Consider the following 24,864-nt stretch of genomic DNA (forward strand, 5'->3'; position numbering starts at 1 on the left):
TATGACAGAAAAAAAAGCTACTGATTTTAGCAACTACATTAAATGGTTTTGGCGTCTTGTTTTAGGAGGAATTCTATTTTTATGCTTGTTTTTTTTATTTGCTTCTTGGGGTTTATTTGGTAAACTCCCTTCTTTTGAAGAATTAGAAAATCCTGAAAATAATTTAGCTACAGAAATTATTTCTACAGATGGCAAAACTCTAGGTAAATATGCTCATGAAAATAGAACTCCTATTAAATATAAGGACTTACCAGAAAACTTAATAAAAGCGTTAGTTGCCACCGAAGATGAGCGTTTTTACGAACATTCTGGCATCGATTTTAGAGGAACCGCTAGAGCTGTTTTAAAACCAGGTAGTGGTGGTGCAAGTACGATTACACAACAATTGGCTAAAATGTTGTTTACAAAAAGAGCCTCAAAAAATATTTTTTTACGTGTTATTCAAAAAATGAAAGAGTGGGTTGTAGCAACAAAATTAGAACGTCAGTACACAAAGCAAGAAATTCTTTCAATGTACCTAAACAAATATGATTTTATAAATCAAGCAGTAGGTATCCGTTCTGCTGCAAGAATTTATTTTGGTAAGGAACCTATCGAATTAGAAATGCACGAATCTGCCATGTTGGTTGGTATGTTAAAAAACGCCTCATTGTACAACCCTTTAAGAAGGGAAGAAATGGTAAGACAACGAAGAAATGTTGTTTTAAAACAAATGGAAAGAAATGGTTTTATTACTGATAAAACTAAAGATTCGTTACAAAAACTTGCTTTAAAAATAAACTACACTCCAGAAAGTCATAGTGATGGTTTAGCTACTTATTTTAGAGAACATTTACGTGATTTCTTAAAAGGTTGGGTAAAAAAGAATCCAAAACCAAGTGGTGAAGAATATGATATTTATCGTGATGGTTTAAAAATTTACGTAACTATAGATTCTCGTATGCAACAATACGCAGAAGAGGCTGTTACAGAACACATGTCGAATTTACAAAAGTATTTTTTTCAAGAACAAAAAAGAAATAGACAAGCTCCTTTTTACGATATTGATAAAGATCAGATTAAAGGGATTCTTAATAGAGCTAAAAAGAATTCTGATCGGTACAAACGCATGAAAGCCGATGGTAAAAAGGATAAAGAAATTGAAAAGGTCTTTAATACCAAAACCGAAATGCGCGTGTTTACATGGAAAGGTGATAGAGATACTATCATGACTCCATACGATTCTATTCGTTATTATAAATATTTCTTGCGCTCTGGTTTAGTTTCTATCGAACCACAAACGGGTCATATTAAAGCATGGGTTGGTGGTATAAATAATAAGCATTTTAAGTACGATGCTGTTGAACAACAAAAACGACAAGTAGGTTCTACTTTTAAACCATTTGTATATGCAACAGCAATTAATCAATTAAAAATGTCTCCTTGTGAGAAATTACCAAACACGCCATACACTATTCCGAAAGAAAAATATGGAATGGACAAAGATTGGACACCTGAAAATGATGGAAATAAATATGGAGGAGAATTAACCTTAAAACAAGCTTTAGCAGGATCTGTAAATACAGTAACCGCAAGATTGATAGACATGGTATCACCTATAAACGTAGCTCGTTTAGCGCAATCGGCAGGTATATCTACCGAAATAAAAGCCAATCCATCTATTGCTTTAGGAGCTATCGATTTATCATTATTAGAAATGGTAAGTGCGTATTCTACTTTTGCCAATAAAGGTTTACGTGTAAGCCCTATGATGTTAATGCGTATTGAAGATAAAAACGGTACCGTTTTAGGAAATTTTGTTCCAGAAACAAAAGAGGTATTAAGTGAAGAATCTGCTTACGTAATTTTAAATTTAATGGAAGGTGTTACGCAAGGTGGTTCTGGTGTTCGTTTACGTACTCCTTATGCACGACCAAAATATCTTACTGGTTATCCTTATAATTTTTCAAATCCAATAGCAGGAAAAACAGGAACCACACAAAACCAATCCGATGGTTGGTTTATGGGGATTGTACCAAATCTTGTTACAGGTGTTTGGACAGGTGGTGAAGATCGTTCAATTCATTTTGCTGGTATTGATAAGGGTCAAGGAGCAGCTATGTCATTACCTACTTGGGGTATTTTTATGCGTAAATGTTATGAAGATAAAACCTTAGACATAAGTACTAGTGCTTTTGATAAACCTTCTAATATTAGTATCAATTTAGATTGTTCTAAGGTAGAAGATGATAAAAGTGCAGAAGAAGGTGAAGAGGGAGATAAAAAACAAGAAGAAGAAAAAGACACAGATTTTTAACATTTATCTTAAACAAAACAACTAACAATGATAAATAAAAAGGTAAACAACGTTCAAGAAGCTCTAAAAGGCGTTAAAAGCGGTATGACTTTTATGCTTGGCGGTTTCGGTTTATGCGGAATTCCAGAAAACGCAATTACAGAATTAGTTCGTTTAGGAGTTAAAGATGTTACCTGTATTTCCAATAATGCAGGTGTAGACGATTTTGGTTTAGGCTTACTATTACAAAATCGACAGGTTAAAAAAATGATTTCATCTTATGTAGGTGAAAACGATGAGTTTGAACGTCAAATGCTATCGGGTGAACTAGAAGTAGAATTAACACCACAAGGTACTTTAGCTGAAAAATGTCGTGCTGCACAAGCAGGTTTTCCTGCTTTTTATACACCAGCAGGTTACGGTACTGAAGTAGCCGAAGGAAAAGAAACTCGTGAGTTTAATGGTAAAATGTACGTATTAGAACCTGCATTTAAAGCTGATTTTTCTTTTGTAAAAGCTTGGAAGGGTGATGCTGCAGGTAATTTAATTTTTAAAGGAACTTCAAGAAACTTCAACCCAAATATGTGTGGTGCAGCAACTATTACAGTTGCAGAAGTAGAAGAATTAGTTCCGGTTGGTGAATTAGACCCTAATCAAATTCACATTCCTGGAATTTTTGTACAACGTATTTTTCAAGGAGAAAAATATGAAAAGAGAATTGAGCAACGAACTGTTAGACAAAGAAATTAATTATGGCTTTAGATAAAAACGGCATTGCAAAACGTATCGCACAAGAAGTAAAAAACGGTTACTATGTAAACCTAGGAATTGGAATCCCTACACTGGTTGCTAATTACGTTAGAAACGATATTGAAGTTGAATTTCAAAGTGAAAATGGTGTGTTAGGAATGGGGCCTTTTCCTTTCGAAGGAGAAGAAGATGCTGATGTTATTAATGCTGGTAAACAAACTATCACTACACTTCCAGGAGCAAGTTTTTTTGACTCTGCTATGAGTTTTTCTATGATTCGTGGTAAACACGTTCATTTAACCATTTTAGGCGCTATGGAAGTTTCAGAAACCGGAGATATTGCCAACTGGAAAATTCCTGGGAAGATGGTAAAAGGAATGGGTGGCGCGATGGATTTGGTGGCCTCTGCAGATAATATTATTGTAGCGATGATGCACACCAACAAAGCAGGGGAATCAAAATTACTTAAAAAATGCTCATTGCCTTTAACTGGGGTGGGTTGCGTAACAAAAATTGTTACTAACTTGGCTGTTCTTGAAGTTAAAAATAATACGTTTCATTTGTTAGAAAGGGCTCCAGGAGTAACTGTTGAAGAAATAAAAAAAGCTACAGAAGGTACTTTAATTGTGAATGGAGAAATTCCAGAAATGTCAATTTAATTTCAATGAAAATAATTTCTTACAACGTTAACGGAATTCGTGCTGCTATAAAAAAAGGATTTATTGATTGGTTACAACAAGCGGACCCAGACATAATTTGTATTCAAGAAACGAAAGCACAAAAAGAACAATTAAATCATTTAGACTTTGAATTAGCAGGATATCCTCATCATTATTGGTTTTCTGCCGATAAAAAAGGATATTCAGGTGTCGCTATTTTTTGCAAAAAAGAACCAAACCATATTGAATATGGTACAGGAATTGAATCCATGGATTTCGAAGGAAGAAATCTTAGAATAGATTATAATGAGCTTTCAATCATGAGTTTGTATCTTCCATCAGGAACAAATGATGCTCGTTTAGGTTTTAAATTCAATTATATGGCTGAATTTCAAGATTACATAAACGAGCTAAAAAAGAAGATTCCTAATTTAGTAATTTGTGGAGACTATAATATTTGTCATGAAGAAATAGATATTCATAATCCAAAAATGAAAGGTGTATCTGGTTTTTTACCTGAAGAACGTGAATGGATTGGAAACTTTATAGATAGTGGTTTTATAGATAGCTTTCGCTACTTAAACAAAGAACCAAACCATTATAGTTGGTGGAGTTATAGGGCAAATTCTCGTGCTAATAATAAGGGATGGCGCATCGATTATTGTATGGTTTCAGATTCGTTAAAAGATAGTATTTCAAGAGCCTATATTTTACCTGAAGCAAAACACTCAGATCATTGTCCTATCGCCGTTGAGTTTAAATTTTAAAATGAAGTCGAATGCATGTGATGAATTTTTCTATGAAAAAAATATTTTTATCTCTACTTTTTATCTCCTCTAGCCTATTATCACAAAACACAGGTATAGATTCTGTTTTTGTTCAAAAGAATATCGCTTCACAATCAATTGATAGCATTCAAAATAACGAAATTAAAGAAACAGTTATTGCTGAAGAATTATACACTAACGATGATTTAAAATTAATGGACAGTTTGCTGATTGAAGCAAAGTTTAAATCACCTTTATATGATAGCATTCAATATGTAATTAATGATAAAGATATCATAGGAAATGTTACTGAAATTGTTTCTCCAGATTTATTAAAATCTCGATTAGCAGAAATTAATACCACTACCCCATTTCATTTAGCGTATAATCCCGCACTAGAAAAAACAATTAATAATTATATCAAATACCGTAAAAAATATTACCCTGCTCTAATGGCAAGAGCTCAGTATTATTTCCCAATGTTTGAACAGTATTTAGATCAATACGACATTCCTTTAGAAATGAAGTATTTGGCTATTGTAGAATCTACGCTAAATCCAAAAGCGAAATCCAGAGTAGGCGCAACTGGTTTATGGCAATTTATGTACGGAACGGGAAGACAATTTAAACTTGCTGTAAACTCTTATGTAGACGAACGCCAAGATCCTGTGAAATCAACTATTGCTGCGTGTAAATATTTAAATAGTTTGTACGATATTTTTGGTGATTGGGATTTAGCTTTAGCAGCTTATAACTCTGGTCCTGGAAATGTGTTAAAAGCGATAAAACGTTCTGGTGGATATCGAAATTATTGGAATATTCGTCCGTTTTTACCAAGAGAAACCGCTGGTTATGTGCCTGCTTTTTATGCAACTATGTATATTTTTAAATATGCAGATGAATTAGGAATTTATCCTGAGGCTCCGCAAATTTTCAATTTTCAAACAGATACAATTCAAATAAAAAGGAGTCTTTCCTTTGATCATATTTCAGAAAAAACTGGGGTTGATACAGAAATTTTATCTTTCTTAAATCCCATGTATAAATTGGATATTATTCCGCATGTTAAAAATAAAGGCTTTGCTGTGCGTTTGCCTCGTAACAAAACCTTTGAATTTTTGGATAAAGAACATGAAATATATGCATTAGCAGATTATGATGATTCTAAACGAGAAAAACCATTACCAAAATACTTTGAAATGGATAAGCGTATTCGTTACAAAGTAAAAAATGGAGATTTTTTAGGAAAAATTGCTGCTAAATTTGGTGTGCGTATAAAAGACATAAAGCGTTGGAATAATATGTTAAGTACCCGATTAAAAATTGGCCAACATTTATATATTTACCCTAAAAGGATGTAAATGGAACAATTTTTGATTAATTACTCTACAACCAAAACTATAAAAACTACAATGAAAAATTTACTTACACTTTTAGCGCTAACATTCTTCATTGTTAGTTGTAAAAACAATAAAAAAACTGATTTTGTTTTACCAACTTCTTCAGGAAATACTAACAAGATTTTAGTAGTTATGAAAAGTAACCAATGGTTAGGGAAATCAGGGGACGAAATCCGAACTGTTTTTGGTGAACATCAAGTTGGCTTACCTCAACCAGAAACTTTATTATCTGTTTCACAAGTTGATCCTTCAGGATTTAAAACTTTTATGCGTAACGATAAGGCTATTTTAATTATGCAAGAAGGAGATAAAGAACAAATTTCTGTTACCAAAAACAAATATGCTGCGCCTCAGACAATTGTGTTAGCAACTGCTAAAAATGAAGAAGGTTTTGTAAACTTAATAAGAAATCGCGGTAAAGAAATTATTAAAATTTTTAAAGATGAAGACATTAAATTTATTCAAAACATCTTTAAAAAAGAACGTCTAAATGATGAATTGTTTAAAACATTAGAAAATATTGGTGTTAGTTTTGATATTCCTGAAAGATATTGTTTAGTAGATGATACTGGAGATTTTTTATGGTTACGTCAACATTTAAAAAGCGGAATAGCAAGAGGAGATGGATCTAATAATATTATCGTGTATTCCGTTCCTTTAGAAGATGAAACAAAAGTTGCAGATAATATAACCGCTGTTAGAGATACTATTGGTAAAAAATATATCCCTGGAAGCAAAGAAGGAATGTATATGATTACTGAAAAAGCTTATACTCCCTATACATATGATGCAGAAATAGATGGAAAAAAAGCATTTGAAACTCGTGGTAAATGGGAAGTGAAAAATGATTTTATGGCAGGTCCTTTTATTAACTATACAGTTATAGATAAAAAGAACAATCGACTAGTTGTTTTTGAAGGATTTACCTATGCTCCTTCTATAAATAAAAGAGATTTTATTTTTGAATTAGAAGCTATTGCTAAATCTATGAAAATTAAATAAATAACCAGTAGCTAAAACACCTCTCTATATCAAGTATAAAGTGGTGTTTTAGTGACTTATTAATCCATTTACAAAAGTATAATAGTTTTTTTTACTCATCATATCTCTCTCAATATTTTATCTTTTACCTCTTTTACAAAGTTTCTACCTATAGGAAGTCGTTTGTCTCCAATATGAATACAATTTCCATCAATAGCCATTACTTTATTTATAGCAATAGTAAAAGATCTATGAATTCTAATAAACTGATTATTAGGTAGTAATTTAGTTATCGCTAAGAGATTGTAGTGGGTAATGTAGTCATCGTAAATCGTTTTTATGGAAACATAATCTTTAAGACTTTTTATATACAGAATGTCATCATAGAAAATTTTTATCATCTTTTTATCAACCTTTATAAAAAAATAATTATTGTTGATAACTTGTTCTTGATTAACTTCTTGTGAACCATTTTTAGAATTCAATAGTTTAGATACTTTATTTAAGGATTTCATGATTCTTTTTAGAGCTATCGGTTTAACCAAATAATCTGTAACATCTAGTTCAAATCCCTCTACAGCGAATTCTCTGTATGCGGTAGTAATAATGATTAAAGGGGGATTACTAAGACTTTTAATGAATTCTATTCCATTTAATTTTGGCATATTTATATCAATAAAAATTAATTGTATCTGGTTTTTTGACAATATATTAAACGCCTCAATAGGGTTATTACAAGTATGAGATACATTAAAATTATCAAAACTTTCTAAATGCTTTTTAAGCACATTGATAGCCAAAGGTTCGTCATCAACTATTAAACATTGTATTTTCATTTAAGGGGGATTTTTAAAACTATTTCATAGTCTATTTCATTTTCATTAATTCTAAATTCATAATTATTATCAAACAACAATCCTAATCTACGTTTGGTATTTTTCAAACCAATACCATTTTCTATTTTAGAACCTTTAGTAAAATTTTTAAAACCACTTTTTTTATTTTTTGTTATAAAAGTTAGCCATGAATCAATTACTTCAATACTAATATATAAATTAACTTTTCCTAGATCATAATCGGTACCATGTTTAAAAAGATTTTCAATAAATTGTAACAATAATAATGGAGGTATTTTATAACTCTCTATAGATCCTGTTAATAAAAAATCTACACCTACTCTATTTCCAAATCTTAATTGTTCTAAATCTATATAATTCTGAATATATTTTATTTCATTTAATAGGTATACTTCCTTTTTATTGCCCTCATAAATAATATAACTCATAAATTCTGAAAGCTTAACCACTGTTTCCTCTGCTCTATCTGATTTATCTAAAATTAAAGAATATAAGTTATTAAGGGTGTTAAAAAAAAAATGAGGTTGAAGTTGAGCTTTGAGCATAGATAATTCACTCTCAAGGTTTTGTTTCTCAAGACGCTTTGTTTTTTTTAAGTTTTTCACGTAATCTATAGTCACCTTTATGGCTGTTGTAAAACCAATTACATATAACTGACCAATATATGCTGCAAGAATGTAATTAAAATCAAAAATTGATGTGTTAGATCTCTGAGATTCTTTGTAAACGTCTGTTGTAACAAATTCGTATGTAAAAATGATTCTCACAAAAGTCATAACCAATATGGCTGTTAAAAGCATAAAAATATACGCTAAATACCTATTGGGAATTAATCTTGGTAGTAAGAAATATAAATTAAAATATACAAGAATAATATGAACAGAAAATTCAACAATATTTGAGTAAAATGAATAAGAGTAATCATCAAAATAGCTACCCCATCTCAAAGTATTTAAGGTGAAATAAATTAACCAAAAAAGGCCATGATAAACTATTTCTCTTTTAATTTTAATTGACTTCACGTTTTAAGATAGACATATGTTATAACTCAAAGTAATCCATTTTATTGAATACTTAAAACACCTTTTTTAGCAAAACTCTCTTTTAGTGCTTAGTTTATACGTTTTCAGATAGATGATTCCGTATAGCTACAATTTAATGTCGTTCAGCTAATTAGTTTTCTAATAATTACACTTCTTATTACTTTAGATTATTATAACAACCCCAAAATCAATCTAATATCATGAAAAAAATGAAGTCCCCCGACAAAGAATGGTTAATTCTCAAATCTGAATTAACAAAATTACTTTTTATCTTATTCACAATTTTAACAAGTGCTATAACTGCTCAAGTTAATACTGGAGGCTCCAGTACGACTTCAAATCACAACAAACAGATCATTGGTTATATCACAAATTGGGATGCCTGGAAACAACCAACGGCAGGAGTGCCAGCTCAAGGAGCATTAACTCAATTGAATATAGATTATTCAAAGTACACGATTCTTAATTACTCCTTTTTTGGGGTAGCAAATGATGGATCATTACATAGTGGAGATCTTAGAAATAAACAAATTTATCAGCAAGGAGTTGAACAGCAACCTGGAGATATCCTTTTTAGTGATGTATATAGTAGCTGGGATTATCATATTCTTTTTGGTGAAATAGAACCTATTCAGTATATCAGCGAAGCTGTGAAACAGAGAGCAGAAGCACTTGGTTATGTGGTAACTGTTGGTGGTAATACATGGAGTCATCCCGCATGGGGACTTTCAGGAACTTTACCTTTACCGTTGCCAAAAGAAGGTAGTGGTGGAAAAGGATTGCTAGAGTTAGCTCATCAAAACAATGTAAAAGTAATGGCTTCTATTGGTGGCTGGAGTATGTGCAAACATTTTCCAGAAATGGCAGCGGATCCAGCAAAGAAAGCTAGATTTATAGCAGACTGTAAGAAGCTGATTAGCATGGGATTTGATGGGATTGATCTGGACTGGGAATATCCAGGAGCCTTCTCTGGAATGAATTTTACAGGAACTGATGCTGATTATGCAAATTTTGAAAATTTAGTACAAGAAATAAGAAATGCTATAGGCCCTACTAAATTGATAACAGCTGCTATGGCTGCAGATCCAAAAAAACTAGATGGTTTTAATTGGTCAAAATTGGCCAATACAATGGATTATTTTAATATGATGACCTACGATTTTAATGGAGGTTTTTCAGATATTGCAGGTCATAACGCACCAGTATACCCTTATGATGGAGCAGAAGCTCCTGATTTTAACTGGCAATCTACACTAAGTAAACTAAACTCTTTAGGTGTACCTTCTAATAAAATAAATTTTGGTGCTCCATTTTATGGAAGAGGTGTCATAACAAGTGGTAATGCGGGACTAAATGTACCAACTGTAAAAAGAAATGTTACTATTCAGCCCGATGGGCCAGTGAGCACTGCTGCAGATTATACCAATTGGCCACAAGACGTTTATGATGGAACTCCAAACTACTTTTTTATTAAACAAAAAACAGGTTCAGGAAGTGGTTGGACTAGACATTGGGATGATCAAGCAAAAGTTCCTTATATGACAAAAGGAAATTATTTTTTAAGCTACGATGATGAAGAGTCTATAGGTGTAAAAGCGCAATTTATAAATGATAATAACCTCGCAGGAACCATTGTATGGACAGTTTATGGTGATCTAGAAATGAGTGGTTCGTATGAATCTTATGGAACTAAATTAAAAAAATGGTCTAATGTAAAATCACCATTAATAAATAAGATAAACGATGTTTTTGCTAATGGCGGTAGCGGCGGAGGTAATATTACTCCTACGGTTTCTATAACATCTCCTCAATCAGGGGCAACATTAACCGCTGGTAACGCTATCAATATTGCAGCAAATGCATCAGATAGTGATGGTAGTATTACAAAAGTAGAATTCTATAATGGAGCTACATTATTAGGAGAAGATACGAGCGCACCATACACCTATAGCTGGGCTAATGTATCAGCAGGAAGTTATACGATTTCTGTAAAAGCGTATGACAATGCAAGTAGTACAGCTACTTCTTCTGTTGCAGTAACAGTGAGTGGTAGTGGTGGTAATCAACTACCTACGGTTTCTATAACATCTCCACAATCAGGAACTAGTTTTATTGCTGGAGATAATATTATAATTAGTGCTAATGCTAGCGATGCTGATGGTTCTGTAAGTAAAGTAGAGTTTTATAATGGTGCTACTTTATTAGGACAATCTACAAGTAGTCCTTATTCTTATACTTGGAGTAATGTACCTACAGGAAGTTACACTATTAATGTAAAAGCATTTGATAATGAAAACGCACAGAGTAGTTCTTCAGTTTCAATTACAGTAAGTAATGGTAGTGGAAACGGCACGTGTACGGCACCTGCGTGGGTATCAGGACAAGCCTATAATGGAGCTGAAGTAGTATCGCATCATGGCCATGAATACCAAGCAAAATGGTGGACCAATCAGAATCCTATAGGGAGCTCTGAGTGGGAAGACCTAGGTGCTTGTGAAGATGGAGACGATGGTAATGATGATGGAGGAAATGGTACGTGTACGGCACCTGCGTGGGTATCAGGACAAGCTTATAATGGTTCTGAAGTAGTATCACATGAGGGTCACGAATACAAAGCAAAATGGTGGACGAATCAGAATCCAGTAGGAAGTTCTGAGTGGGAAGACCTAGGTGCTTGCGATGGTGGCGGTAACAATGGAACCTCTCCTCAGGTAGCTATTAGTACTCCAGGAAATGGCCAATCATATACAGTAGGAAGTATAGTAACAATTACAGCTAATGCATCTGACAGTGATGGTAGTGTATCAAAAGTAGAATTCTTTAGTAACGGAAGTAAGTTAGGAGAAGATACAACAAGTCCTTATAGTTATACATGGAGTAATACGCAAGCAGGAAACTATTCATTAACAGCAGTAGCTACAGACAATAGTAATTTATCATCTACCTCAAATGTGGTAAGTATTAGTATTACTTCTGATGGAGATGATGATGATGATTGTAATAACAATGATTTTAAAGTCGTTGGATATATGCCTAGTTGGCAAGGTAGCGCAACTGCAATACAGTATGATAAACTAACCCATATTAATTATTCTTTCTTAATTCCTAATAGTGACGGTAGCTTGCAAGCATTAGAAGGAGCTGCAAAAATGCAACAAATTGTATCGCTAGCCCATCAGAATGGAGTAAAAGTACTGATCGCTGTAGGAGGATGGTTAAACGGTAATGATTCTGCATTTACTACATTGGCTGCAAATGCATCTACCAGAACAGCTTTTGTAAATAACCTTGTTAACTTTGTAAACCAGTATAATCTGGATGGAGTAGACATGGACTGGGAGTATCCTAGAGAAGGAAATGAGCCACAGAATTACGAGTTGTTAATGCAAGAACTTGGCGCAGCAATGCATAGTAGAGGTAAATTACTCACTGCTGCTGTGGTAGTATCTGGATGGAATGCCGATGGTATATTAAGTGGTGTGTTTGATGATATTGATTTCCTTAATATTATGGCCTATGATGGTCCTGATCATTCTACATTTGCACAAGCTAGTGGAGGTTTAGACTACTGGTTAGGGCGTGGATTACCAAAATCTAAAGCAGTACTAGGGGTACCATTTTATAGTAGACCAGAAGTAAAAAGTTATGCCACTTTAGTAGCGCAAGGAGCAGATCCTTATAGTGATGTTTTTCAGGGTACCAACTATAATGGAATTAACACCATAAAAAGCAAAACAGAACTTGCCATACAACGTGGTGGTGGAATTATGATTTGGGAATTATCTAATGATAGTACAAACACACAGTTTTCTTTACTAAGTGCAATAAATGAAGTTACTGGAGGTCCTTGCGGAGGAAATGATAATGTTGTCCCTACAGTATCTTTAACTTCTCCAGTAAACGGAAGTAGTTTTACAGAAGGAGATACGGTAACAATTAATGCCAATGCTTCTGATAGTGATGGTACTGTAGCGACAGTAGAATTTTATAATGGCGGTACGTTATTAGGACAAGATACAAGTGCACCATATAGTTATAGTTGGAACAATGTTTTTCAAGGTTCGTATACAATTACTGTTAAAGCAATTGATAACGAAGGTGCTTCTGCAACTACATCAGTAAATATTAATGTAAATGCTGATAGCGGAGATAGCTGCGATCAACCACAGTATATAGAAAATGGTGGATATGAACCAGGTAGCCAAGTACAGAATGAAGGAAAAATATATCAGTGCAAAGATTATCCAAACAGTGGATGGTGTAATGGTGCGGATTGGGCATATGGGCCTGGTACTGGTACTTATTGGAGCGACGCTTGGACATTAGTAGGTGAATGCTCTGGTGGTGGAGATAGTAATGCTCCATCAGTATCTATTACTTCTCCTTCTAATGGACAATCATATACAGAAGGAAATAGCATTATAATAAATGTTTCTGCCTCTGACGCAGATGGTAGTGTAACAAAAGTAGAGTTTTATAGTAATGGTGCTAAACTAGGAGAAGACACAACTAGTCCATATATATATACTGTTGCTAACGCAGATGTAGGTAGCTATTCATTAACAGCAGTAGCAACAGATAATAGTAATCAGTCTACTACTTCTAATCCCATAAACATTAATGTTACTACTTCTGGTGATGAGGGTAACAATGGAGAACTACCAAAGAGAATTCTAGTAGGATATTGGCATAATTTTATTAACCCTGCTGGTGGAATGAAATTAAGTGAAGTCTCAGATAAATGGGATGTAATTAATATCTCCTTTGCTATCCCAACAGTATTAGGTGGTTCAACTATGACTTTATCATTAGATCCTGCCATTTATTCTAATGTACAAGAATTTAAGAATGATGTTGCCGCGTTACAAAGTAGAGGTAAAAAGGTCTTGATTTCGATGGGAGGAGAAACTGGAGTTGTCGGAATAAATACGGCTGCAGACGCTCAAGCTTTTAGTAGTTCTATGATCAATATTATTAATGAATATGGATTCGATGGAATGGATATTGATTTTGAAGGAGGTTCAATTTCTCTTGCAGGAGGTGATACTGATTTTAGAAACCCTACTACACCAAAAATAGTAAATCTAATTTCTGCTTGTCGTACTATTATAAGTCAATTTGGATCTGATTTTATTTTATCAATGGCTCCAGAAACGGCATACGTACAAGGTGGATTTAGTGCTTATGGCGGCATAAGTGGTGCTTATTTACCGTTAATTTATGCATTGCGAAATGATATGGATTATATCCATGTACAACATTATAATACTGGATGTATGTTAGGATTGGACGGTTTGTGTTATGGTTCTGGTAATGCTAACTTTCAGGTAGCTATGGCAGATATGCTGTTACAAGGATTCACTGCAGGAGGACAACAATTCCCAGCACTACGCCAAGATCAGGTAGTTATAGGTTTACCTGCCACCCCTTCTGCCGCAGGAAGCGGATATACAGCCTCATCAGAAGTTCATAAAGCATTAGATTATATTATCAAAGGACAGTCTTTTGGTGGTTCGTATGTCTTAAGGAATCCTTCGGGTTATCCTAATTTTAGAGGATTGATGACTTGGTCTATTAATTGGGATAAAAATGGTGGCTTTGGTTTCTCTAATCCACATAGAGCGTATTTAGACGGACTGGACAATAGCACTATAACAACTGTTGCAAATAAAGCAATTAGTGTTGTAAGCATTTACCCTAACCCAGTTGTTGGAGACATGATGAATATGAATATTCAAGGATCTAAAGCTAATACAACATTTAGATTGCAAATATTTAATAACAGTGGTTCTAAAGTTTTAGATTTTAAGGACAATAAAATTCAGGAAGGAAGTAACATAAAATCCTTTGATGTTAGCAAACTAGAATCTGGACTTTATTTTTACATTCTTTCTGCTCCAAAAGGAGAAGTAAATGGTAAAATAATAAAACAATAATTTTTTTATACTTCTTAAAAATTTTCCTCCCGTAATCGTAAAAAGTTTCGGGAGATTTTTTTATAACTTTAACGGTATTAATAACCATGATGATAGGGTTTATTTAGAATAGACCTATATTCTTTAAAAATACCTGAATGAAAGAAGTAAATCATTGGTTTGTGACCTTAGCTATTATGGGCGGGATCTTATGTAAATTAAGCCTCAAAATATTCTTCAATTAAAAGTATCAATTGAAAAACAAACAATTGATGCTTTTTTTATTTTAGTGTAACAAATTCTAAAAATGAGCAACTAATAAATATCAACCAAAAAATAACCAAATGATTTCACGTTTTTTAAATCTTGAATGGAAACAGTTTTTTCGTTCTATGTTTTGGCAAAAGGGAATTCTCATTAATATTTTAATGGGTTTGTTTGTTCTCTATTTTGCCATTGCGTTCTTAAGTATTGGTGTGGGTGGATTTTACTTTCTCAAAAAGCAATACCCTGAGCAAGACCCCTTAAAAATTATCAACTCATTAATGCTCTTCTTTATTATTGGTGATTTAATTTTTCGCTATATCATGCAAAAGTTACCCGTAATGAATATTAAACCTATGCTTGCTCTTCCTATAAAAAAGAGCAAATTGGTTAATTATATTTTAACCAAATCAGCCTTTTCATTTTTTAATGTATTAGGAATGTTTTTCTACATCCCTTTTGCAATTGTTTTAATTAAAGAAGGTTATGGGATAAGTAATATTTTAGGTTGGTTAGCAGCAATGTTTTTCATTATATTATCTGCTAATTATTTAAACTTTTTAATTAATAAAAATAATATTGCTCTTGTTGTATTAACCGTTTTATTGGGAGGAACAGTCGCTTTGCAATACTTTGGTATTTATGACATTACTAAAATAAGTTCTTTTTTGTTTGATGGTTTGTATGTAAATCCCATTTATTTTTTAATTCCTATTGCTTTATTAGTTGGACTCTATTATTTAAACTATAAACAATTAGCTAATCAGGTATATTTAGACGATGCTATAGCAACCAAAACAAAAGAAGCAACATCATCAGATTTATCTTTTGTAAACAGATTTGGTAGTTTGGCTCCGTTTATTAAAAACGACATGCGTCAAATATGGAGAAATAAGCGCACGAAGACCATCTTTTTTATGTCGTTTCTATTCCTTTTTTATGGAATTATTTTCTTCTCAAACAAAGTATATGAAGAAAAAATGCCAGCTTTTTTAATCTTCGCTGCGTTATTTGTTACCGGTGGTTTTGCAATTAATTATGGACAATTTATTCCTGCTTGGGACAGTGCTCACTATCGAATGATTATGAGTCAAAACATTCGTTATCGCAAATTTTTGGAAAGTAAATGGTTGTTAATGGCTATCGTAACTTTTGTTTTATATATTTTAAGTATTCCTTATTTATACTATGGAGTAGATAAATTTTTAATGATCACGGCAGGGGCAGTCTTTAATATCGGATTTAACACCTTGTTTTTATTGTTTGCGGGTTCTTTTAATAGAAAAAGAATTGATTTAAACGCAAGCGGATTTGGAAACACACAAGGAACTAGTGCAACACAATTTTTAATAATTATTCCTATGATGGGAATTCCAATGTTTTTATTCTGGATTTTCAACAAATATGTAAGTTTTAATGCTGGAATTATTGCAATTGCTGCTGTGGGTATAATCGCTTTTATATTCAAAAACTACTTTATGAATTTAATAGAAAAGAAATACATAAAGGATAAGTATGCTGCTATACATGCTTTCAATCAAAAAAAATAATCTAACCAAAAAGAAACAAAATGATACAAGCTAAAAATATTTCAAAAAAATACGGATCAACAGAAGTTTTAAATATTCCGCAATTAGATATTCCTAAAGGACAATCTTTCGGATTGGTAGGAAATAACGGAGCAGGAAAAACAACACTGTTTAATTTATTGTTAGATTTAATTCGACCAACAACTGGTAGTATTGAAAACCATAATGTTGTGGTTAATAAAAGTGAGGACTGGAAAATATTTACAGGTTCCTTTATTGATGAAAGTTTTTTAATAGGTTATTTAACACCCGAAGAATATTTTGATTTTATCGGTGATTTAAGAGGAATGAATAAAGCAGACGTGCAAGCATTTTTAAGTCAGTTTGATGATTTTTTTAATGGAGAAATTCTTGGGAAGAAAAAGTATTTACGTGATTTAAGCAAAGGAAATCAGAAAAAGGCAGGAATCATCGCTGCAATGATGGGAAATCCGCAGGTTGTAATTTTAGATGAACCTTTTGCCAATTTGGATCCAACAACGCAATTTCGTTTAAAAAGTATTATAAAAAAATTAACTGAAAACAATGAGGTTACCGTGTTGGTATCGAGTCACGATTTAAGTCATGTAAACGAAGTTTGTAAAAGAATTGTTGTTCTTGACAAAGGAAATGTAGTTAATGACATCCAAACTTCACCAGAAACTCTAAAAGAATTAGAAAGCTATTTTTCTGCATAAGTTAAATTTTAGCATTTTATTCCTATTTTTACGCTCTTACGTACAATAACTCATTAAAAAGCTTGTTGTAATTAGAGCGTAATTTTATATGAAGAGACTACATAAAATACTTATTCTTTTAACCGTTTTGGTAACGGTTTTATATTCGTGTAGTACCCAAAAAGATACTCTTGTTAGCAAAAATTTTCATGCATTAACCGCTAAATACAATGTGTTATTTAATGGTGAACAGGCTTTTCAACAAGGGTTAAAAGATATTCGTGAACAACATACAGATAATTTTTGGAAACGTTTACAGATAGAACCTATTACGTTTGATGAAAGAAAAATTGAAGCTCCTAAATTTAATTCTCCTGGAGAAGATTTTAATAATAAACAAGAAGAAAATAAAAGCGCAACACCTTTTGATAGAGCGGAAGAAAAAGCTGTAAAAGCAATTCAAAAGCATTCTATGAATATTAAAGGATATGAAAAAAATCGGCAAATAGATGATGCATATTTATTGTTAGGTAAATCCCGTTATTACACACAACGTTTCATTCCTGCTGTTGAGGCTTTTAATTACATCATCGCAAATTACCCAAATGCTAATTTAAATTATGAAACTCGTGTTTGGAGAGCCAAAGCGAATGTTAGATTAGGAAATGAGGAAACAGCTATCCAATCTATGAAGTTGCTATTAAAAGTAGTAGATGAAAAAGAAGAAATTTCAAAAGAAGTACAAGAACAAGCATATACCGCTATGGCAATGGCGTACACTGAAACAGATACTATTCAGAAAGTTATTGAGCACTTAAATAACGCAACTCAAACATTTATCAATAGAGAACAATCGGCAAGAAATATGTTTATTTTGGGTCAGGTTTATAGCGAATTAAATCGCAAAGATTCTGCAAGAATGGTCTTTCAAAAATTAGCAAATAAAAAACAAGCTCCAGTTAAATATAGAATTCATGCGAATATTGAATTAGTTAAAAATTCAGCTAAAGATTCTTCTGATGTTTTACTCATTAATCGGTTTAAAAAATTAATTAAAAACACAGACAATCGTAAATATTACGATGAATTATACTATCAATTAGGAACTTTATATGAAGATAGAGGTAACACTAAAAAAGCGGTAGAATACTATAAAAAATCATTAACTGCTAAAGACGGTAGCAATTACCAAAAAACATATACTTACGAACGTTTGGGTAATTTACACTTTAACAAACAAGACTACTTATTAGCGGGTTCTTATTATGATAGTGTACTACAAATTACTTCAAAAGAATTTGATAGTGAAAAACGTATCCGTAGAATTAGAAGAAAAAACAAAGGCTTAACTACATTAAAGAAATACGAAGATGTTGTTAAAAACAACGACAGTATTTTACAACTGGTAGCAATGTCTACTAATGAACGTACAGCTTATTTCGAAAGTTATATCGAAAAAATTAAGAAAGAAGATGAAGAACGCAGACAGCAATTATTGAATTCTCAAAACTTCGGAAATCAATTTGGTGGCGGGACATCTTTTGGTAATAACAAAGGGAAATGGTATTTCTACAACACACAATCTAAAGGTTTTGGTGAAGCGGAATTCCAAAGAATATGGGGAACTCGTCCTTTAGAAGACAACTGGCGTTTATCAGATAAAACAGCTATTAATTCAAATAATGAAATTGCAGAAGAGGAAGACATTAATAAAAGCAGATATGAGTTAGCAACCTATATAGAGGCTATTCCTACTGATCCAAAAATATTAAATCAACTTAAGGAAGATCGAAATGATGCTTTATATCAATTAGGATTAATTTATAAAGAACAGTTTAAAAATACAGGTTTAGCAATTAAAAACTTTGAGCGATTAACTAATCTTAATCAAAAAGAAGAATTAAAACTACCTTTAAACTACCACTTATATCAATTGTATACAGAGGTTGGCGAAATTGCTAAAGCAACACGGGCAAAAGAGTTTATTTTACAAAATTACCCAAATACAAGATTTGCAGAAATAATTATATCTCCAGACAAGAAGCTGGAAGCAATCGAAGAAAAAGAGGATGAAATAGCGAAGAAATATAAAGAATTATATTACCTATATAAGAACTATAAATATGAAGAAGTTGTAAATCAGATAAATACTTTTTCAGAAACAGTTGCAAAATCAGATTTAATCCCTAAATTAGCGCTCCTAAAAGCTTTAGCTATAGGTAAATACAAAAGTAAAGAGGAGTATAAAAAGGCATTAGAATTTGTTGCCTTTAGCTATGCAAATAAAGAAGAAGGAAAAAAAGCAGAAGAAATAATTAAACTCTTAAAATAATCCCCATATGTTCGGTAAAAACAAAAAAGAAGATGCAGTTGAAAGAAAGACAACTAGCAGAAATGTAATCGGTAAAGGAACCAAAATTATTGGTGATGTAATTTCGGAAGGAGATTTTAGAATCGACGGAATTTTAGAAGGAAGCTTAAAAACTGATGGGCGTGTAATCATTGGGCAAGAAGGCTTTATCCAAGGAAATGTAGAATGTGCTAACGCAGATATTGAAGGAAAATTCTCTGGAGAATTTATCGTTAGTGATACATTAACAGCTAAAACTTCAGCAAATATTACAGGGAGCGTTATTGTTGGTCAAATTTCAACAGAGCCAGGTGCTGCATTCAATGCCACTTGTAATATGAAAGGAGCTGTTAAAGAATTGAGTAAAGAAAATAATGATCAAAAACTCAAGCAAAAAACCGCTTAATAAATTCGTAAAATTTTCAGGAATTGCAATACAAATGGGTCTAACCATTTACCTTGGTAGTGTACTGGGTAAATGGTTAGATGCCAAATTCTTAAACGAAACCCAACTCTACACTAAAATTTGTACTCTTATAGCAGTTTTTGGCGCAATGTTTTCTGTTATAAGACAAGTTATTAAAATGTCTAAAGACAATGATTAAACGAATTCTTAATTTTCTAATCGCAATTATTATATTATTTGCGATTAGCTATTTTTCACATCAACATGTGATTCAATCTAAAGAAATTCATTTATCCTTTTCGCTACTTTCAGTATATCTATTTCATAGTATTGCTGCAATCATTATATATAGTATTGTAGAATTTGTTGCTCATAAAATACCAAACCAAGCAGGATATGCTTATCTTGCTTCTATCTTTATAAAAATAGGTTTTTTTGTGCTGATTTTTAAAGCAGCTGTACTTGCAAATGAAAGTCTTTCGAAACCAGAACGGTTTTCGTTAGTAATTCCTCTTTTTATATTTTTAATAACTGAAGCGGTAGCTGTTTCGAAGTTACTGAATAGCAAATAGTTTCTCTTATTTTATTTAAAATTTTACTTATTAAAATATCTTAAAAAACTAAACAAAAAAAGGGTTTGTAGTTTTAATTAAATGTTTACCTTTGCACGGAAATTTAGAGACCATAATCCTATATTCAGAAAAGGTATGATGATAGCAAGAATATCTATCAAGTTTTTAACGATATTTACATTAGTATTCACCCCATTTACAGTTTTTGCTGGCGAAGGTGAAAAATCTTCAGATAAAGGTGGTGAAATCAACACCCCAACATCTATTAAAGAATATATTAAACATCACTTAGCGGATTCGCATGATTTTTCTTTGTATTCATATACAAACGATGAAGGAGAAAGAGAACATATTGGCTTTCCATTACCAGTTATAGTTTGGACAAGTAAAGGACTGAAAACTTTCATGTCTTCCTCTTTTCATCATAATGACGACGGACACATAGTTGTTGAAAAAGGAGGGGTGAAATTGGCAAAGATTCATAGTAAAATCTATGAGTTAGATGAAGATGCTACAGAAGTTTCTTTTGACGAGGACCACCATGCAACAAACGCGCACAAAGTATTAGATTTTTCTATCACAAAAAGTGTTTTCGGAATGTTGTTCGCAGGCTTCTTAATGCTATTAGGTTTTGGTTCTTTAGCTAGAGGTTATAAAAAAGGAGCGATTCCAACAGGAGTTGGTCGTGTTTTAGAGCCTTTAGTATTATATGTAAGAGATGAAATTGCAAGACCAAATATTGGTGAAAAGCACTACCGTAAATTTATGGGATTCTTATTAACGGTTTTCTTCTTTATCTGGATCTTAAACTTACTAGGTTTAACTCCATTAGGATTTAACGTAACAGGTCAAATCGCAGTAACTGTTTGTTTAGCATTATTCACTTTTATTATTGTGCAATTTAGTGGAAACAAAGATTATTGGAAACACATTTTCTGGATGCCAGGTGTACCAGTAGTAATGAAAATTATATTAGCGCCAATCGAAGTTTTGGGAATGTTTACAAAACCTTTCTCTTTACTAATTCGTTTGTTTGCTAACATGACTGCGGGTCACTTCGTAGTAATGAGCTTAATCGCCTTAATGATTACTTTAAAAAATCAATTTGGAGCTGTAGGTTCAACAGGATTATCTTTAGTGTTAGCGTTGTTTATTTCAGTAATCGAAATTTTAGTAGCGTTCTTACAAGCGTTCATCTTCACCATGTTATCATCATTATTTATTGGTATGGCGGTAGAAGAACACGATCATGACCATGCACATGACGCAGAGGGACATGGAGCAGAAGATAATGCAATTATTTAAGAATAAGAATTTGTTTAATTTAATATAAATCAATTAGTATGTACAATTTAATTGGAGCAGGATTAATCGTAATCGGTGGAGGAATCGGATTAGGTCAAATTGGAGGAAAAGCAATGGAAGGTATTGCTCGTCAACCTGAGGCTGCTGGTAAAATCCAAACAGCGATGATCATCATCGGAGCATTATTAGAAGGTTTAGCATTCGGTGCTTTAATCTTAGGGAAATAATTCCGAAAGAAATTAAAACTAAAACACTATCTGCAACGGTTGGTTGCAGATGTGTTTTAAAAATTAAACAAAACAAAAATTAAAGAATAAAGATTATATATAATGGAGCAGTTATTAAATGATTTTTCACCTGGTTTGTTTTTCATGCAAGCATTAATATTAGTTATATTATTGTTTTTAATGATAAAATTTGCTTGGAAACCAATTATGAATTCTCTAACGGAAAGAGAAGAAGGAATTCAAAATGCGTTAGATCAAGCTGAAAATGCGCGTAAGGAAATGCAAAACCTACAAGCAGATAACGAAAGATTGTTAAAAGAAGCAAGAGCAGAAAGAGATGCAATGATGAAAGAAGCTCGTGAAATTAAAGATAAGATCGTAGCCGATGCTAAAGAAGAAGCTTCTTCTGAAGCAGGTAAAATGATTGAAAATGCAAAAGCTACAATTAAACAAGAACAACAAGCTGCCATTTCTGAATTAAAAAAGAAAGTGTCAGAGTTATCTATTAGTATTGCAGAAAAAGTAGTAAAGAAAGATTTAGCTTCAAATAGCGACCAATTAAAGCTAGTTGAAGGAATGTTAGAAGACGTTACCTTAAACTAATCTTACCATGAAAGACGCAAGACCAGCATTACGTTATGCAAAGGCTATTTTAAGCCTTGCTAAAGAAAATGGAGTAGAAACGCAGGTTAACGACGACATGAAGTTAATCGTTGAAACTCTTATAAGTAGTGACGATTTACAAACAATGCTTAAAAGTCCTGTTACAAAAGCAGAAGACAAGAAAAAAGTATTGGTTGCATTATTTGGTGAAAAAGTAAATACCATAACCAAAGGTTTATTTAACTTATTGCACGAAAATAAACGAATGTTAATGTTAGATTCTGTAGCAAAGCAATACGCTGTTATTTACAATTCTGATAAAAACATTCAAACAGCTACAGTTACAACAGCTGTTGCTATAACAGATGCATTAGAACATAAAATACAAAATAAAATTGTAGAAATTACTGGTAACAGTGCTACAATAAAAAATATTGTAAATCCTAATATTATTGGAGGGTTTATTTTACGTGTTGGAGATGTGCAGTACGATGCAAGTATCTCAAACCAATTCAATGAATTAAGAAGAGAATTTGACAATAGTCATTACATTCCACAAATTTAATTATACATCAAACGAAATAAGATGGCGGCAATTAAACCAGCTGAAGTATCAGCAATTTTAAAGGAACAATTAACAAATTTCGAGTCAAAAGCTACGTTAAACGAAGTAGGATCTGTATTACAAGTAGGTGATGGTATCGCACGTGTATACGGTTTATCTAACGTACAATATGGTGAATTAGTAGAGTTTGATGGCGGTTTAGAAGGAATCGTATTAAACTTAGAAGAAGACAATGTTGGGGTTGTATTATTAGGAGCTTCTACCTCTGTAAGAGAAGGATCTACTGTAAAACGTACTGAACGTATTGCTTCTTTAAGAGCTGGAGAAGGAGTTGTTGGACGTGTTTTAAACACCTTAGGACAACCAATAGATGGTAAAGGACCAATTGAAGGAACTACTTACGAAATGCCTTTAGAGCGTAGAGCTCCTGGTGTAATTTATCGTGAGCCTGTAACTGAACCATTACAAACTGGTATTAAGTCTATTGATGCAATGATTCCTGTAGGTAGAGGTCAACGTGAGTTAATTATTGGTGACCGTCAAACTGGTAAATCAACAGTTGCTATTGATACTATCTTAAATCAAAAAGAATTTTACGATGCTGGTAACCCAGTATATTGTATATATGTTGCAATCGGACAAAAAGCATCTACGGTTGCTGCCATTGCAAACATGTTAGAAGAAAAAGGAGCTTTAGCGTATACAACTATTGTTGCTGCTAACGCATCTGACCCTGCTGCAATGCAAGTTTATGCACCATTCGCAGGAGCTGCAATTGGAGAATATTTCCGTGATACAGGTAGACCAGCATTAATTATCTATGATGATTTATCTAAACAAGCTGTTGCTTACCGTGAGGTTTCTTTATTATTAAGAAGACCACCGGGACGTGAGGCGTATCCTGGAGATGTATTCTACTTACACTCAAGATTATTAGAGCGTTCTGCAAAAGTGATTAATGATGATAAAATTGCAAGTGAAATGAACGATTTACCAGATTCTTTAAAAGGAATAGTAAAAGGTGGGGGTTCTTTAACGGCATTACCAATTATTGAAACACAAGCGGGAGACGTTTCTGCATATATTCCAACAAACGTAATTTCGATTACTGATGGTCAGATCTTCTTAGAATCAGATTTATTCAACTCAGGTGTACGTCCTGCAATTAACGTTGGTATTTCTGTATCTCGTGTAGGTGGTAACGCTCAAATTAAATCGATGAAGAAAGTATCTGGTACTTTAAAGTTAGATCAAGCTCAGTACCGTGAATTAGAAGCATTCGCTAAGTTTGGTTCTGATTTAGATGCCGCTACCATGAATGTAATTTCTAAAGGACAACGTAACGTAGAGATCTTAAAGCAAGCTCAAAACGATCCGTTTACAGTAGAAGATCAAATTGCTATTATTTATGCAGGTTCTAAGAACTTATTAAAAGAAGTTCCTGTAAATAAAGTAAAAGAATTCGAGAAAGATTATATCGAGTATTTAAATGCTAAGCATAGAGATACCTTAGATACTTTAAAAGCAGGAAAATTAACTGATGAAGTAATAGACACTTTAACAGCTGCTGCAAAAGAGATTTCAGCTAAATTTTCAGCTTAATAAAGATTTTTAGTATTGAGAATTGAGAGAAAAACTCTTAATTCTCAATACACAATTGTAAATACTTAACAAACAAGT

The 24,864-nt window shown here is 32.6% G+C and carries 20 protein-coding genes; 18 read left to right on the plus strand and 2 right to left on the minus strand.

The features are described from left to right. Position 1: 1 nt before the first annotated feature. The 6 genes from C7447_RS01640 to C7447_RS01665 are packed head-to-tail and all read left to right on the plus strand — an operon-like array spanning position 2 to position 6,853. Positions 2–2,296, plus strand: coding sequence for a transglycosylase domain-containing protein (locus tag C7447_RS01640; protein ID WP_148868438.1), 2,295 nt, complete (start codon positions 2–4; stop codon positions 2,294–2,296). 27 nt (positions 2,297–2,323) lie between these two features. After that, positions 2,324–3,025: a CoA transferase subunit A gene (locus C7447_RS01645; protein ID WP_148868439.1), complete on the plus strand. Its 702-nt coding sequence runs from the start codon at positions 2,324–2,326 to the stop codon at positions 3,023–3,025. 2 nt (positions 3,026–3,027) lie between these two features. Next, positions 3,028–3,684: a 3-oxoacid CoA-transferase subunit B gene (locus C7447_RS01650; RefSeq protein WP_148868440.1), complete on the plus strand. Its 657-nt coding sequence runs from the start codon at positions 3,028–3,030 to the stop codon at positions 3,682–3,684. A 5-nt stretch (positions 3,685–3,689) separates the two neighbouring features. Beyond that, a complete protein-coding gene (locus C7447_RS01655; protein WP_148868441.1) occupies positions 3,690–4,451 on the plus strand; it encodes an exodeoxyribonuclease III in 762 nt (253 codons plus the stop codon). Between the two features lie 32 nt (positions 4,452–4,483). Further along, on the plus strand, positions 4,484–5,812 hold the full coding sequence (locus C7447_RS01660; RefSeq protein ID WP_148868442.1) for a lytic transglycosylase domain-containing protein: 1,329 nt from the start codon (positions 4,484–4,486) through the stop codon (positions 5,810–5,812). A gap of 51 nt (positions 5,813–5,863) precedes the next feature. Continuing rightward, on the plus strand, positions 5,864–6,853 hold the full coding sequence (locus C7447_RS01665) for a DUF4837 family protein (protein WP_148868443.1): 990 nt from the start codon (positions 5,864–5,866) through the stop codon (positions 6,851–6,853). Between the two features lie 98 nt (positions 6,854–6,951). On the opposite strand, the gene C7447_RS01670 is transcribed toward C7447_RS01665, so the two are convergent. Together C7447_RS01670 and C7447_RS01675 are read right to left on the minus strand one after the other, a co-directional pair. Continuing rightward, entirely contained in the window at positions 6,952–7,668 is a 717-nt protein-coding gene (locus tag C7447_RS01670; protein ID WP_148868444.1) for a LytR/AlgR family response regulator transcription factor, read from the minus strand. Beyond that, a complete protein-coding gene (locus C7447_RS01675; protein WP_148868445.1) occupies positions 7,665–8,711 on the minus strand; it encodes a sensor histidine kinase in 1,047 nt (348 codons plus the stop codon). Before C7447_RS01675 ends, C7447_RS01670 begins: the two co-directional genes overlap by 4 nt. Before the next feature lie 230 nt (positions 8,712–8,941). On the opposite strand from C7447_RS01675, the gene C7447_RS14890 reads away from it, so the two are divergent. From C7447_RS14890 to atpA, 12 genes are all read left to right on the plus strand, one after another. Beyond that, complete coding sequence (locus C7447_RS14890) at positions 8,942–14,668, plus strand: glycosyl hydrolase family 18 protein (RefSeq protein WP_211354886.1); 5,727 nt, start codon at positions 8,942–8,944, stop codon at positions 14,666–14,668. A gap of 323 nt (positions 14,669–14,991) precedes the next feature. Then, positions 14,992–16,461 (plus strand): DUF5687 family protein, encoded by a 1,470-nt coding sequence (locus C7447_RS01685; RefSeq protein WP_148868447.1) that lies wholly within the window; start codon positions 14,992–14,994, stop codon positions 16,459–16,461. Between the two features lie 20 nt (positions 16,462–16,481). After that, complete coding sequence (locus C7447_RS01690; RefSeq protein WP_148868448.1) at positions 16,482–17,177, plus strand: ABC transporter ATP-binding protein; 696 nt, start codon at positions 16,482–16,484, stop codon at positions 17,175–17,177. 88 nt (positions 17,178–17,265) lie between these two features. Next, the gene (gene porW, locus C7447_RS01695; RefSeq protein WP_148868449.1) at positions 17,266–19,488 is read left to right on the plus strand and encodes a type IX secretion system periplasmic lipoprotein PorW/SprE; all 2,223 of its coding nucleotides are present in this window, start codon (positions 17,266–17,268) and stop codon (positions 19,486–19,488) included. A gap of 7 nt (positions 19,489–19,495) precedes the next feature. Then, positions 19,496–19,912, plus strand: coding sequence for a bactofilin family protein (locus tag C7447_RS01700; RefSeq protein ID WP_148868450.1), 417 nt, complete (start codon positions 19,496–19,498; stop codon positions 19,910–19,912). Next, positions 19,881–20,111 (plus strand): AtpZ/AtpI family protein, encoded by a 231-nt coding sequence (locus C7447_RS01705; protein ID WP_148868451.1) that lies wholly within the window; start codon positions 19,881–19,883, stop codon positions 20,109–20,111. Before C7447_RS01700 ends, C7447_RS01705 begins: the two co-directional genes overlap by 32 nt. Continuing rightward, positions 20,104–20,484: a DUF6168 family protein gene (locus tag C7447_RS01710; RefSeq protein ID WP_148868452.1), complete on the plus strand. Its 381-nt coding sequence runs from the start codon at positions 20,104–20,106 to the stop codon at positions 20,482–20,484. Before C7447_RS01705 ends, C7447_RS01710 begins: the two co-directional genes overlap by 8 nt. Positions 20,485–20,619: 135 nt before the next feature. Further along, positions 20,620–21,789 carry a F0F1 ATP synthase subunit A gene (gene atpB / locus C7447_RS01715; RefSeq protein ID WP_148868453.1) on the plus strand — a complete coding sequence of 390 codons (1,170 nt, stop codon included), beginning with the start codon at positions 20,620–20,622 and terminating at the stop codon, positions 21,787–21,789. A 38-nt stretch (positions 21,790–21,827) separates the two neighbouring features. Continuing rightward, positions 21,828–22,016 (plus strand): ATP synthase F0 subunit C, encoded by a 189-nt coding sequence (gene atpE / locus C7447_RS01720; protein WP_004569351.1) that lies wholly within the window; start codon positions 21,828–21,830, stop codon positions 22,014–22,016. Positions 22,017–22,118: 102 nt separating this feature from the next. Further along, positions 22,119–22,619: a F0F1 ATP synthase subunit B gene (locus C7447_RS01725; protein WP_148868454.1), complete on the plus strand. Its 501-nt coding sequence runs from the start codon at positions 22,119–22,121 to the stop codon at positions 22,617–22,619. Positions 22,620–22,626: 7 nt separating this feature from the next. Then, entirely contained in the window at positions 22,627–23,184 is a 558-nt protein-coding gene (atpH, locus tag C7447_RS01730) for an ATP synthase F1 subunit delta (protein WP_148868455.1), read from the plus strand. Between the two features lie 21 nt (positions 23,185–23,205). Then, complete coding sequence (atpA, locus tag C7447_RS01735) at positions 23,206–24,786, plus strand: F0F1 ATP synthase subunit alpha (protein ID WP_148868456.1); 1,581 nt, start codon at positions 23,206–23,208, stop codon at positions 24,784–24,786. The last annotated feature ends 78 nt before the right edge of the window (positions 24,787–24,864 follow it).

It is taken from the genome of Tenacibaculum adriaticum, from assembly GCF_008124875.1.
Taxonomy (GTDB): Bacteria; Bacteroidota; Bacteroidia; order Flavobacteriales; family Flavobacteriaceae; genus Polaribacter; species Polaribacter adriaticus.

Bases quoted from the DNA above. Each gene is read 5' to 3' on its own strand.
- C7447_RS01640 (WP_148868438.1), top strand. From the start codon at position 2: ATGACAGAAAAAAAAGCTACTGATTTTAGCAACTACATTAAATGGTTT.
- C7447_RS01645 (WP_148868439.1), top strand. From the start codon at position 2,324: ATGATAAATAAAAAGGTAAACAACGTTCAAGAAGCTCTAAAAGGCGTT.
- C7447_RS01650 (WP_148868440.1), top strand. From the start codon at position 3,028: ATGGCTTTAGATAAAAACGGCATTGCAAAACGTATCGCACAAGAAGTA.
- C7447_RS01655 (WP_148868441.1), top strand. From the start codon at position 3,690: ATGAAAATAATTTCTTACAACGTTAACGGAATTCGTGCTGCTATAAAA.
- C7447_RS01660 (WP_148868442.1), top strand. From the start codon at position 4,484: ATGAAAAAAATATTTTTATCTCTACTTTTTATCTCCTCTAGCCTATTA.
- C7447_RS01665 (WP_148868443.1), top strand. From the start codon at position 5,864: ATGAAAAATTTACTTACACTTTTAGCGCTAACATTCTTCATTGTTAGT.
- C7447_RS01670 (WP_148868444.1), bottom strand. From the start codon at position 7,668: ATGAAAATACAATGTTTAATAGTTGATGACGAACCTTTGGCTATCAAT.
- C7447_RS14890 (WP_211354886.1), top strand. From the start codon at position 8,942: ATGAAGTCCCCCGACAAAGAATGGTTAATTCTCAAATCTGAATTAACA.
- C7447_RS01685 (WP_148868447.1), top strand. From the start codon at position 14,992: ATGATTTCACGTTTTTTAAATCTTGAATGGAAACAGTTTTTTCGTTCT.
- C7447_RS01690 (WP_148868448.1), top strand. From the start codon at position 16,482: ATGATACAAGCTAAAAATATTTCAAAAAAATACGGATCAACAGAAGTT.
- porW (WP_148868449.1), top strand. From the start codon at position 17,266: ATGAAGAGACTACATAAAATACTTATTCTTTTAACCGTTTTGGTAACG.
- C7447_RS01700 (WP_148868450.1), top strand. From the start codon at position 19,496: ATGTTCGGTAAAAACAAAAAAGAAGATGCAGTTGAAAGAAAGACAACT.
- C7447_RS01705 (WP_148868451.1), top strand. From the start codon at position 19,881: ATGATCAAAAACTCAAGCAAAAAACCGCTTAATAAATTCGTAAAATTT.
- C7447_RS01710 (WP_148868452.1), top strand. From the start codon at position 20,104: ATGATTAAACGAATTCTTAATTTTCTAATCGCAATTATTATATTATTT.
- atpB (WP_148868453.1), top strand. From the start codon at position 20,620: ATGATGATAGCAAGAATATCTATCAAGTTTTTAACGATATTTACATTA.
- atpE (WP_004569351.1), top strand. From the start codon at position 21,828: ATGTACAATTTAATTGGAGCAGGATTAATCGTAATCGGTGGAGGAATC.
- C7447_RS01725 (WP_148868454.1), top strand. From the start codon at position 22,119: ATGGAGCAGTTATTAAATGATTTTTCACCTGGTTTGTTTTTCATGCAA.
- atpH (WP_148868455.1), top strand. From the start codon at position 22,627: ATGAAAGACGCAAGACCAGCATTACGTTATGCAAAGGCTATTTTAAGC.
- atpA (WP_148868456.1), top strand. From the start codon at position 23,206: ATGGCGGCAATTAAACCAGCTGAAGTATCAGCAATTTTAAAGGAACAA.